At 70.1% G+C, this 12767-nt stretch carries 6 protein-coding genes and 2 pseudogenes; 5 read left to right on the top strand and 3 right to left on the bottom strand.

The window, feature by feature from the left end:
* Positions 1-259: SpoIIE family protein phosphatase (locus ACXJKA_RS19605; protein WP_456826871.1), on the top strand; the 259-nt coding region annotated here is incomplete at its 5' end.
* 468 nt (positions 260-727) lie between these two features.
* Here ACXJKA_RS19605 and ACXJKA_RS19600 read toward each other — a convergent pair.
* Positions 728-1016, bottom strand: a pseudogene (locus ACXJKA_RS19600) (transposase); the annotation flags it as partial.
* A 408-nt stretch (positions 1017-1424) separates the two neighbouring features.
* Positions 1425-2099, bottom strand: a complete 675-nt coding sequence (locus ACXJKA_RS19595) for a hypothetical protein (RefSeq protein ID WP_456826870.1) — start codon at positions 2097-2099, stop codon at positions 1425-1427.
* A 1104-nt stretch (positions 2100-3203) separates the two neighbouring features.
* On the opposite strand from ACXJKA_RS19595, the pseudogene ACXJKA_RS19590 reads away from it, so the two are divergent.
* A pseudogene (locus ACXJKA_RS19590) lies at positions 3204-3513 on the top strand (transposase); the annotation flags it as partial.
* Between the two features lie 208 nt (positions 3514-3721).
* On the opposite strand, the gene ACXJKA_RS19585 reads toward ACXJKA_RS19590, so the two are convergent.
* Positions 3722-4780 (bottom strand): LacI family DNA-binding transcriptional regulator, encoded by a 1059-nt coding sequence (locus tag ACXJKA_RS19585; protein ID WP_456826869.1) that lies wholly within the window; start codon positions 4778-4780, stop codon positions 3722-3724.
* A gap of 197 nt (positions 4781-4977) precedes the next feature.
* On the opposite strand from ACXJKA_RS19585, the gene ACXJKA_RS19580 reads away from it, so the two are divergent.
* From ACXJKA_RS19580 to ACXJKA_RS19570, 3 genes are all read left to right on the top strand, one after another.
* Positions 4978-9240: a glycosyl hydrolase 53 family protein gene (locus ACXJKA_RS19580; protein WP_456826868.1), complete on the top strand. Its 4263-nt coding sequence runs from the start codon at positions 4978-4980 to the stop codon at positions 9238-9240.
* A 57-nt stretch (positions 9241-9297) separates the two neighbouring features.
* Complete coding sequence (locus ACXJKA_RS19575; protein ID WP_456826867.1) at positions 9298-10791, top strand: PxKF domain-containing protein; 1494 nt, start codon at positions 9298-9300, stop codon at positions 10789-10791.
* Between the two features lie 656 nt (positions 10792-11447).
* Positions 11448-12767, top strand: a 1320-nt coding sequence (locus tag ACXJKA_RS19570; protein WP_456826866.1) for a PAS domain-containing protein, incomplete at its 3' end; no start/stop codon positions are given.

The following is a 12767-nucleotide window of genomic DNA, read 5'->3' as shown; positions in this document are numbered from 1 at the left end:
CCACGTCGTGCGAGTGCTCCGCGGCTCGACGCTGCTGCTCTACACCGACGGACTCGTCGAGCGCCGTGGCGAGCACCTGCGCGTCGGGCTGGACCGCCTCGTCGCCCAGGTCGYGGACCTCACGCGTGACGACGGGGCCGGCCACGCCGGCCGCGACCTGGACGGCCTCGTCGACGAGCTGCTGCGGCGGCTGGTCCCCGAGGGTGAGGCGGACGACGACGTCGCGGTCCTCGCCGTCCACCTCGAGCCGCCGAGCTAACCCTGCGCCGGCCGCGTCGTGTGCAGCCCGGGTCAGCGGCAGGGCGCCGGTCGGCCGGTAGTTCGTCGTCTCATGCTCGACACTGAGGCCGCCCGCCAGGCGTGGACTCTTTGCCGGATCAGCCGCCCCTCGCCAGGGCGAGGCCAGCGCCGAGGATCACGACGACGCCCGGCGGCGCTGGCTCGAGCCTCCTGCCCTGCGCTCGACCGAGATCCGCCTCGCCACCGACCTGGTCAGGATCGTCGGCGTCCGCTGGCGGTAGCGAACCGCGCTCGCATGAGGGCGCCGCGGTGTCAGGATCCCCGAGGGCGTCGTTGTCGAGGCGGACCGCAAGATTGCTGTCCTATCGCGACGTTCTGAGGATTCGTACGGGACGGCGAGCCGTGCGTCGTCACCATCACATGTCCACGATCGGGTGAAGTGCTGGGTGAAGGTGCGTCTCGGCGGTGTTGTGACTACTCGTCAACTCCGCACCCAGCACGCACCGGGCAAGGTCGCCCCGACCGCGGCGACCAGCCGGAGTGCGCAACGAAGGTCACCAGCTTGACCCCCGTCAGGCCGCGGGCGGTCAGGTCCCGCAAGAACGTCAACCAGCCGGCGCCGTCCTCGGCGGTCGAGACATCGATGCCGAGGATCTCGGGGTACCCGTCAGCGTTGACGCTGGTGGCGACCATGACCGCGGTCTTGACTCCCCGCCCACCTCACGGACCTTCATGCTCAGCGCGTCAGCGGCCACGAACGTGCAGGGTCCAGCGGCAATCGCTTGCTCTTCTCTCGAGTCGACTTGGTAGGTCTCTCGAAGAATCACGCGGTGACCCGTTACACGTCTGCGACGACGCCCCGATCAAGGCCGGTCTCGCACGTCACACTGCGGGACGCCACTCGCAGCAGCACGCGCGCGAGACTGGACCGGACCGCGACCGCGGACGGCGGCGTCAGGGCCTTATGTTCGGCGCCATCGAGCGTCCGTACGCCCCGGTCGCCTGCACCGCAAACAGGTCGCCGGCCCGTCCATCGGAGCGACGAGCGCGGGGCGGCCCGTGCAACCCGGACGGTCTGTGGGGTGTCGCGTGGTCAGAACACCATCGCTGTGTCGGTGAGAACGGTCGACGCCCCGGCCCCGGGAGCTGTGCGCTCTCGGGGCCAGGGCGTCGGACTGACTAGGTCAGTTCTCGATCGTGCTGTGCTGGACCTCGATGGACGTCGTCGGGACGCAGAGCGCCCACACCGTCAGGTCAGTCGTGTGGACGTTGTTGCCCAGGATGATCCATCCGTCGAGACGGTTCGGCTTCGGGGCGTTCGTGTCCCAGTCCATCCGACCGGGGAACGAGGACGTGACGGCGAAGCCGTCGGTCGACTGGGTGTCGACCGTGCTGCCCTGGACACCGCCCGCGATGGCGACGTACTTCTGCGAGACGGTGTTGTCGTCCGCGCACGCGACCGTGGCGCTGCCACCTCCGCCGTTCAAGTAGGTCAGCGAACGGTAGACCGCGCCCGAGAAGCCGCTGAGGCTCTTCTGTGCTTCGGGGGTCAGGTCGTCGGCACCGAGGTTGGTGACCTCGCCGGGGCCGATCGAGTTGGGAGCGATGTCCTGCCACGTCAGGCTGCGGTCCACGATGTCGGCGCCGGAGAGGTTCGCGACCTCGCCCGGGCCGATCGAGTTCGGAGCGATGTCCTGCCACGTGAGGCTGTGGTCGACGACCGACGAGCTGTCCACCGAGTTGGCGCCGACGGTGGCGGTCCCGGCAGCGTTCGCCGACGAGACGGTCGCTACGGCGATCAGCCCCCCGAGCACGGTGCTCGCAACGACGACCGGCGTGATCTTCTTGTTGTACTTCACTTCTTCTCCTAGTTGGTTGGAGCCTTCGCACCAGCGAATTCCTAAAGCCAACGCTCGTCCTCGAGCGGGCCCGAGGCGACGCACCCTCGAATGCTACACGCAATCTAGCGGGCCCTCGGGACTTTCGTCCCAGACGCGATCCCGCGCTTGCAGTTCCGCGGCCGGCCCTAACCGTTTTCGGCACTCATCTCGGAGAGCGCAACGGGTGAGCGGTGGCGCGCCGCACGTGCCTGATCAGGCAAAATACGACGGGCCGTCCGGTTTGTGGCGTCGCGTCGCGATTCGAGAACTTCGTCCAAAATGGAGTACACACCCTTGGGACGACGGGCTGCCGCGAGGCATTTGCGTTAATGCATCTCTGAATGTCGATGCACCGGATCGGGTCCATGCCGCGCTTTGCGAAACGGAGTGCCGCCCGATTTGTCGGCGATGTGCATAGCGCGGTAGCCGCCGACGCGATCAGTAGATCGCGGTGGACACAATTGCGGTCATGCCCTACGCCTCGACGACACGGATGAGGTATCGGCACGCGCGCGGGTGAACTTGACAGCGTGCTCGGCTTTCGCGTGTGCGACGCCGTCTGCGCATGGGCCGGCGAGGCTCCTGAGGTCGAAGCGGCGCACGTCACGGACGCCTCGGCCTGCGCGGCTACGCGGGCAGCTACTACGGCCTGCGACACGCCGCGGCGCCAGACCCGGGCCGCGCCGAAACTCGGCGGTCCTGGCGGCTGCACCACTGAACGGCTGCTGCTCTGGATGTACCGACGCAGGGAAGGCCTGAGGTCAGCGACGCATGCCGTCGTCGATAAACCGGAGCGAACGACGCTACGAGTCACCACCACCGAGCCGGACCGGCTGCGCGTTGCGCCAGATGGGCCGGTTCGGGTCCGCACAGACGAGATCGGCGCGGAGTGCGCGCGCCTCCTAAGCCACCCGGGTCAGATCTCCCCATGGGCGATGCCTGGTCGCAAGTGGCGTCCCTGGTAGTGGTGTAGCGCTGGTGGCACGCTCGTCGTCGTAGACGACGAGGCGGTCACCGCGTGATCCTTCGAGTGAACCTCTCACAGCACTCTCGAATGGAGCATCACGATGACCGCACCACCCGGACGGGCAGGTCGATGCGTTCCGCACCCGGTCGTTGGCCGAAACGGGAGCGTTCACGTTCGTGGCCGCGGGGCGCGTTGACGTTGAAGATCCGCGAAGACGGGCGCGGCATCAACGCGGTCGACCTGGTCGCCGCCGGCGACAACGGTGATGGACACCGCAAGGTCCTCGGCGTGACGGTCACCACCAGCGAGACCAAGGAGGCGTGGAACGTGTTCTTCGCCGACCTGGTCGCCCGCGGCCTGACCGGGTTCCGGCCGGTCACCTCCGACGCCCACCGCGGGTTGGTCGAGGCGACCGCGGCGAACCTCGGTGTCCCGCCGTCCAAGGCCAGCTGCTGCGCGACCCGCAGCACGAGCGGACCCAGCAGTTCCTGCGCCGGCTGGTGCACCCGTTCTAGCCGCCGCACGCCGAGGACCGCCTTCGCTCAGGCCTGCCGCAACGGGCGTGCGCGGCGCGACGGTTCCGTGGAGTTCGGGACCCGGTCGTGCAACCCCTGGTCGCGCGAGGCGAGGTCGGTCAGTGTCGCGGCCGAGTGGTACCGCGCTCGATGAGCGCGGAGGTCCGGCGGAACGTCCGCGCATGCTCGGTCGAGCCGTTGATCCGGGCGATCAGCCGGCTGACCGCCGTCTCGGCGATCCACCCGATGTTCGAGTCCACGGACGTCAGGGGGGGCGAGAGGTAGGCGGACTCGTCGATATTGTCGAAGCCCACGACCTGGACATCCCCGGGCACGTCCAGGCCGTGCGCTCGCAGAGCCGAGATCGCCCCGATGGCCAGCGAGTCGTTGAGCCCCACGACGGCGTCGAACGTGCGTCCATTCGCGATGAGCGCCTCCATCGACCTGAACCCGGTCCCGATCGTCCAGTCGAAACCCGTGACGCCCACCAGAGCCGGGTCCAGGGCGACGCCACGTGCCTCGCACGCCTGCTCGATCCCGTGGAGCCGAAGCTCCGCGTTGCCCTCGAGGGCCGCCGCGGCCGGTCGGAACTGGCGGTGGGCGCCGATCACCGCGAGCCGGGTCGCGCCGGTCCCCAACAGCAGCTCCGTGGCGGCGACGGCGTTTGCGACGTCGTCCGTGGTCACGCGGTCGACGAGGTCCCACGTGGTTCGCGAACCCAGGCAGACCAGCGGGTGCGAGACGGCCAGGTCCGCTGGGACGAGGTCGTGGTGCTCGGACATCGACAGCAGTGTCCCGTCGTACACGCGGGGGTCCACCGCGGTGAGATGGGCGCGGGAGCCGTCCTCCTCGTCCGGGTAGGTGGTGACCTGCAAGGCGTAGCCGTGCCCACGGGCGACCTCGATCAGCGCCTCGGCGAGCTGCGAGAGGTAGGGGGAGCGCAACGTCGGGACCGCCAGGGACAGAACATGGGTCGTGCCGGAGGCCAGGCTGCGGGCCGAGCTGTTCACCGTGTAGCCGAGCACCTCGATGGCGTCTTGCACGCGCCGCCGGGTCTGCGGGGTCATGCGTCCGCTGTCGTTGAGGACGTTGGAAGCCGTCTTCAGGGAGACACCCGCAGTCCGCGCGACGTCCCGAAGGGTGGCGCGGCGCGGCGCGGACCCTGGATGGACCGTCATGAGCCCCCGCGCCTCCCACCTGCTGCTGGACGCGCCGAGCCTAGACCAGGTGGTCATCAGCTGGGACACAGGTTGACGGGCTCGCTCGGCGTCCGGTACACCGGTGTACCGCGCGACTCGCTAGGAGACGCCGACCGTCGCAAACCGACCCCTCCGGTCGCTCAAGACGGCGCTGGTACCGCCACGAAGGAGTGGACATGGTTCGCACGGGTCAGCACAGGCTCATGGCAGCGGTCGTCGCCGCCGTCCTGCCGGCCGCGGCGCTGAGCGGCGCGCTGGCCGCGCCCGCGGCCGCCGTCGGGGCGACGGCCGCCGTAGTCAGCGCGGCCGTGCCACTCCCTGCGTCCAACCTGGACTTCGAGTCCGGCCTGACCGGCTGGTCGACCACCGGAACGGTGTCCTCCGGCACGGGGGGAGCCCAGAACGGGGACGGCTTCGCGGCGCTGAGCGCTGGAGCGTCGGCATCCGTCACGATCACGGGTCTCGCCCAGGGCAGCTACTCCCTGACGGGGTGGTTCCGCGGCGCTGCGAGCAACAACGCGGCCGCCGTGCGGGTGACCGGGACCGGGGGGCCCGACGCCGTCGCCCTGCTCGACACCAACCTGGCGGGCGGCAGCACGTGGCAGCAGACGGCGCACCGCAACGTGCTGGTCTACAACGGAGCCCTGACCCTGACGGTGACGGCGGGCAGCGCCGCCCTGGCCGTTGACCACCTGGAGCTCGCGCTCGATTCCGCGGATCAGTCCGTGGCCAACTGGGGCTTCGAGGACGGCCTGAACGGCTGGACCACGAGCGGCGCCGCGTCGCTCGTCACCACGGGTACGGATGCCGGCGGCGGCGCCGTTCGCCTCGCTGCCGGTGCGCAGGTCGCGCAGACGGTAGCGGTCCGGCCGGGCACCCGGTACACCGTCACCGTGCGGGCCCGGGTCGACCGGCAGGACACCTTCACGACGACCGGGCACTCGAACTGGCGGGGACGGGATGGGGAGCTGGTGTCCCGGGCGAGCACCGGTGACCGGGTGAACCTCGGGGTTCGAGGGCTGGATGGCACCGTCCTGCGCCAGGCGCCGTCGGGCACCAGCGGCTGGTCGCTCACCTCCGTGACCTTCACGACCCGCCCGACGGACCACGAGGTCGTGCTCTACGCGAACACGATCAAGGACGCGGCCTACACGGCCTCGGTGACGCTGCACCACTCGTCAGGCACGTACGTCGAGGACCCGTGGACCGGCAACGGGGCCGACAGCGCGTACGTGGACAACGCCGACCTCTTCGAGCTCCCCGACGATCAGGTGCGCGGCGCCGACGTGTCCTTCCTCCCGGCCGTCGAGGACAACGGCGGGAAGTACTTCGCCAACGGCGTGCAGCAGGACGCCTTGACGGTCCTGTCGAACCACGGAGTCAGCTCCGTGACCAGCATGATCTTCGTCCAGGCCGGCAACGGCATCTATGCCTGGGACACCCTCAAGCAGGTGTTCCAGGGGTGGAACGGACCGGACGGCCAGCCGATGCCGTCCCGCATGATCCCGGGAGGCTACTTCGACAAGGTCCACTCGGCCGACATCGGCGTCCGGGCCACAGCCCTGGGTATGAGCTACCTGCCGAGCTTTCACTACTCCGACTCCTGGATCAGCGCCGCCAAGGCCTACACACCGGCCGCGTGGATGAACGTCGACTACGCCGGCACCCGCACCAACACCGACCTCGCCCACATGAAGGGCATCGTCTACGACTACGTGTACGACTTCATGTCCGACCTCGCGTCGCGGCACGTGCACCTGGCGGGCGTGAAGATGGGCAACGAGCAGAACGGCGGCATCGTCTGGCCCGTCGGCCAGGGCGCGACGTCGGCCGGCCACGCCGCCCTCGTCACCGCGACCTACGACGCCGTCGAGGCCGCCGCCCCCGGTGTCGCGCGTTTCGTGCACACCAACAACGGCTACGACCCGGCAGCGGCGACCAGCTTCTTCGGCGGCCTCACGACCAGCGGCGCAACGTTCGACGGCGAGGCGTACTCGCTGTACGGCGGACGTTCCAGCGGCAACATCCTGAAGATGGCGACGTCCATCATGAAGGACCCGGCGCGCCGCTACCGGGACTACGTCAACGTGGAGACCGGTTTCAGCTTCACCCGGTACGCGCCAACCTTCGACCAGCAGACCGCCCAGATGGGTCAGTCAGCGTTCTACCAGAACACCGCAAACGGCCAGTACAACTGGCTGCTCGACTACCTTCAGGCCCCGCTCGACGTCCCCAACCCTTACGGCCAGACGCGCGGCGTCTACTACTGGGAGACGGACTGGACGCCCACGCCGGGTGCGGGCAGCAGTGACGGGGGCACGGCCGACGTCAACAACCGGATCATGTTCAACAACGGCGACGTCAACATCCACGAGATGGGCAGCGTTCAGCCGGGCCGGTCGGGCGACATGATGGACTCGATGTACGCGTACCTGATGCGCGGCGTCCCGAAGGCCAAGGCCGTCACGGCCCGGACGCCGCTGGGGACGGACAACGGTTTCGCCGACGGCACCTACTCCGTCGTTCCCACGGCCCCTACCGGCATCGCGCTGACGCAGGCGTCCCTGACGTTGTCCACCGGGCAGAGCCGCCGGCTGCAGCCGGTGCTGCAGCCCACCGACCAGGTCCTCACCGACAGCCACATCGCGTACGCCAGCGCCGACGACGGCGTCGCGACAGTGACCGAGGACGGCTTCGTCCGCGCGCAGGGCGCCGGTTCGACCACCGTCACCGCGACCGACGCGGCAGGCCACAGCGCGACCGTTGCGGTCAGCGTGAACGCCCCGACGACAGCAGCTCCCGGGGACCTCGCCGTCACCGCCAACGGCAACGCCGTCGCGAACGGGGCGACCCTCTCGGCCGCGGCCCTCACCCGGCTGGACCTCGTGGCGACCGTGGCCCGCGCGACGGGCAAGGCCGTGGTGGCCACGTCTTCTGACCCGGCGGTCGCGTCGTTCCTCGGCGAGACTTGGCAGACGCCTCCCGGTCGGCTCGTCCTGCGGGCCGATGCGACGACCAAGGCGCAGCTGGACGTCCACCGAGCCGGCACGACCACGGTCACCGTGGCGACCCTGGACGGCGGGACCAGTGTGCAGTTCACCCTCGTCGCCACGAAGGTCGCGGTGCTGTCCGTCACGTCGAGCAAGGCCGAGAGCACGCTCAGCAGCGGCCGCACCCTGCAGCTCACCGCGACGGTCGCCCCGGCCAACGCGACGTTCTACAAGGTGGCCTGGCAGTCGTCCGACCCGGCGATCGCCACGGTCGACGCGAAGGGCCTCGTCACCGCGGTGGGCGTCGGGGATGTGACGATCCGCGCGGTCTCGGACGACGACCCGACCAAGGTCGGCGTCACGCTCGTGCACGTCCTGCCCGTTCAGGTGGAGGGCATCGTCCTGGACCGGTCGGCGATGACTGTCCAGGTCGGGACGACCAAGACCCTCGGCGCACTGGTGCTGCCGCAGGACGCCAACGACCCGCGAGTGACCTGGAGCTCTTCGGACACCGGCGTCGCGCGCGTCGACGCCGACGGCGCGGTGACGGGGGTGGCGCTCGGCACCGCCACGGTCATCGCCACCACGGCACAGGGCGGGTTCACTGCCCAGGCGACGATCACCGTACAAAAGGACGCCGTCGAGGTCACCGCGATCACGATCGACCACGAGCGCTACGCGTTCGTCTCGAACTGGTTCTCGAGCGTCAACCCGCCGCAGGACCCGCCGACGGTGACGCTGCACGCCGCCGTCGCACCCGCGGACGCCACGAACGACTCGGTGACGTGGACCTCGGACACCCCGGAGGTCGCGACCGTCAACGCGTTCGGCATCGTCACGGCGGTCTCACCCGGCGTCGCGGTGATCACGGCAACGAGCCAGGACGGTCGAGCTCTCGACACGGCTACGGTTCTCGTGCCGACTCTGAGCGACGACTTCGAGAACAGGGACGTCGGGGACACCTGGGGCACGGGCAGGGCCGTCAACTACGTCGGCACCATGTCCGCCGCGGTCGCCGCGGACCCGGGTGACCACGTTCTGACCGTCATCGGGAGCGGCACCGGCGGCCGCGCGGTGCAGAAGACGTTCACGCCCGTGCTGCGCAACGACCTCGTCGTGCTGGACTTCGACTGGAACGTCGGGCAGCCCACGGCGTCGAAGGGTGCCTTCTTCACCCTCAACGACAGCAGCGAGAACCGCTACCTGAGCATCCAGACGAACGCGGGTGCCGAGCTCGTCTACAGCACCGGGGGGAAGTCGTCGTCGACGACGACGAACGACCCCTTGGCCAACGCCGTGCCCGTCGGCACAGGGTTCAACATCGGGAACGTCTGGTACGCGGTTCATGTCGAGATCGACATGGCTGCACGGCAGGTCACGTTCTCCCTGACCCGCAAGGATGCCCCGGCGATCACGGCCACCCGGACGGTGCCGTTCGCCGCCGGGTAGACGTTCACCGGCGACGTCGCCTCGCTCCAGCTGTGGTCGACGCGCGGATCCGGCACCATGGCGTGGACCACCCGTCTCGACGACGTCCGCGCCTACCAGGCCGCGCCCGTGGCGAAGCGGGTCACCGCCTCCGCCTCGTCGATCAAGCTGATCCCGATCGCGGGGACGCTCGGGGCGCAGTACTCGCTGACAGGGACGGTCGCTCCAGCCTCCGTCTCCCCGGACCTCGTCTTCAGCTCGGCCGACACCGGGGTGGCCGTCGTCAGCCCGGCCGGCGTGGTGACTCCCGCCCATCTCTACGACGACCTTGCCGACGTGGTGAGCGGCACGACCACCATCCGGGTGGCGTCCAAGGCGACCCCGTCGGTGTTCGTCGACGTCCCGGTGCGCGTCACGTCCGAGATCAACGCCTCCGAGTTCTTCTGGGTAGAGGATCAGGCCGGAACGCGGGTCTTCGAGGAGGGCCAGCCGTCCGACCCGGTCGCGGTGGCGGTCGGGGCGCAGGGGCAGCTCGTTCCCCGCCTGACCGGCGGCGACGGCAGCACCGACGTCGCCGGGATCCGGTGGAGCTCATCCGACCCCAGCGTGCTCACGGTCGACCCCGCTACCGGGCGCCTCACCGCCGTCGACGACGGCCGGGCGACGATCACACTGACCGTCACGCTCTACGCCGGGGAGCCCAAGACGGCCACGATCGCGTACGAGGTCGGGGATGTCGTCGCCCCCGTCACCAAGGTCACCCTCGAGCCGGGCACCCCGTCCGGCACCCAGGGTTGGTGGACATCACCCGTCACCGTGACCCTGGAGGCGACCGACGGCGGCACCGGGGTGGCGACGACCCGCTACGCGATCGGCACCGGTCCCTGGCAGGACTACACCCAGCCCTTCCAGGTGTCCGACGACGGCAGCACCACCGTCCGCTACGCCTCCACCGACGAGGCAGGCAACGTCGAGGCGGAAGCATCGGTCGACGTCCGGCTGGACCGGACCGTTCCGACGGTCGAGCTCGTCGGCGGGCCCAGAGGCACGGTGCTGTTCGGGACCGTCCCGGCGGCCCCGACGTGCGACGCGTCCGACGCGACCAGCGGCCTGCTCAGCTGCGTGGTCAGCGGCTACAGCACGGCGGTCGGCACTCACGAGCTCGTCGCGACGGCCACCGACCAGGCCGGGAATGTGGCCCGCGCGACCCGCAGCTACATCGTGGCGCCGTACACGCTCCTCGGCTTCTACCAGCCGGTCGACATGGACGTGGTGAACACGGCGAAGGCGGGGAGCACCATCCCGCTGCGGTTCGAGGTGCTGCGCGGCGCCACTGAGCTGACCGACACCGCGGAGATCACCTCGATCGCGGTCACCACCGTCCCAGGCGACCCCACGGCCCCGACAGACGAGATCGAGACCCTCGCCGCCGGTGGCACCGTCCTGCGGTACGACACCACGACTGGGTCGTACGCGTACAACTGGAAGAGCCCCTCAACCAAGGGCACCGTCCAGGTACGGATCACGACGCGTGATGGAGGAAGCCTCTCGGCGGTGTTCCGTCTCCGCTGATCGCCGGCAACGAGCCGAGGGCGCCAAATGCACCGGCCGACTCGGCGGGGAAGCGTCAGGCGCTTCCGGTGACGAGAGGCACCTTCGCCCGCGGGGATGCCCGAAGACTGCGCCGGCTCGCCACTTCCTCGTCGGGCCCGTCCGGTTGATCCCACTGGGAGAGGAACGTGCGGTGACTCGGATCCTGATCGTCGCGCAGGCGAGGACTGCACCGACCCAGGCACGACCTCCCGGCCACGCCGGGGGGCGCTGGGGGCGTCCTTAGCGGKGCGCAGGTCGCAACGTGTGTTGGTCACGGCGAGTCAAGGACGCGCTGACGACCCGCTCACGCTCGACGTGGTCCGCGCGAAGCACATGCGGGTTGCGATGTCTCCTTCCTACGTGCTCGTCGGTGGCCGGGTTGTGACAGCCGTGGCGGCAACAACCCGCCGCTGGCAGTCGAGCCGACCGACTGAACGAACCCGGCCGTCACGCCCGACGGCGCTGCGGGGGTCGTTTGCCCGCTGTGAACGGGCCGAGCCCGTATCGTGCGGACTTACAGCACTCTGAGAGGCAGGCCGATGACGGACGTCGACGCCGGAGACCTGCCTTCCTCCGCAAGTTCGGATCCCGAGGCGGCACTGGCTGAGCTCGCGGCGCGGTACGAGGCGGACCGTATGCGCTGGCAGCTCGCCGTCAGCGCCGGAGGGGTCGGGAGCTTCGACTGGGACCTCGCCTCCGGCCGGCTCGACTGGGACGACCAGCTGCTCGAGATCTTCGGCATCGCCCGGGAGGACTTCGGGTCCACGATCGACGCGTTCAACGCCGCGCTCGACCCCGACGACCTGCCGCGGGTGAGCGACGCGCTCCAGGCCGCGATCGCCACGTGCACGCAGTACGTCGCCGAGTACCGCGTGATCCGGGGCGACGGCACTGTGCGGTGGGTCAAGGCGCGGGGCATGGCGCTGGCCGGTCCGGACGGGACGGCCGYYCGRSTCMTGGGGGCCGCGTATGACACCACGGCCGAGCGGGATGCCGAGGCGMGRKTCGACCGCATCCTCGAGACSATGCCRGACSCCTTCTTCCTGCTCGACGACGARTGGCGGTTCACCTACGTCAACGCCGCCGCCGAGCACCTGCTCGGCARCACGCGGGACGTGCTGCTGTCCGTCGTCGTCTGGGACGCGTGCCCGCAGTGGCTCGGCACYGACGTCGAACGCGAGTGCCGCGAGGCGGTCGCGGCCGCGGCGCCGCGCMTCTACGAGGCATTCGTCGCGGAACCGGTCGRYCGCTGGTGCGAGGTGCGGGCCTGGCCRGGCCCCGACGGYCTGTCGGTCTACTTCGACGACATCTCGGAGCGTCGTCGCGCGCAGGACGAGGTGCGCACGGCACGCTCCGCGGCGGAGGACTCCTCGCGGCGGCTGGGCCTGCTCGCCCAGGTCAGTGACGACCTGAGCTCGACGCTCGAGACGGAGGAGGCGGTCCGCCGGCTGGCGGCCCACCTCGTCCCGACGTTCGGCACGTGGTGCCTGGTGACGATGTCCGAGGACCACCGCCAGCTGCGCGACATCGCCGCCTGGCACACCGACCCCGCGATGCGAGACACGGTGAACACGTACGCGGCTCTGCGCATCGACGCGCTCTTGCCGGACGCGTACCTGTTCCGCACGATGCGCACGGGCGAACCGATCGTCATCCACAATGCGACCGAGTCGATCAGCGGCGTGCTGTCGGGCCGCGCCCGCGACGTGCTTCGCGAGCTCGCGCCGAGCACCGCCTACGCCATCCCGATGCGCGCGCGCGAACGCACGGTCGGTGCCATCACGGTGTTCCTTGACGAGGGGCAGCCGGGGCTGGCGCCGCAGGACGTCGCACTCCTGGTGCAGCTGGCGGACCGGGCGGGCATGGCCCTGGACAACGCGCGGCTGTTCGGGCGTCAGCGCGAGATCGCGGTCGCGCTGCAGCGGCTGCTGCTCTCGTCACCGACGCCGTCGCAG

It is taken from the genome of Cellulomonas sp. P5_E12, assembly GCF_054049315.1.
This window is presented reverse-complemented; position numbering and strand designations above follow the sequence as displayed.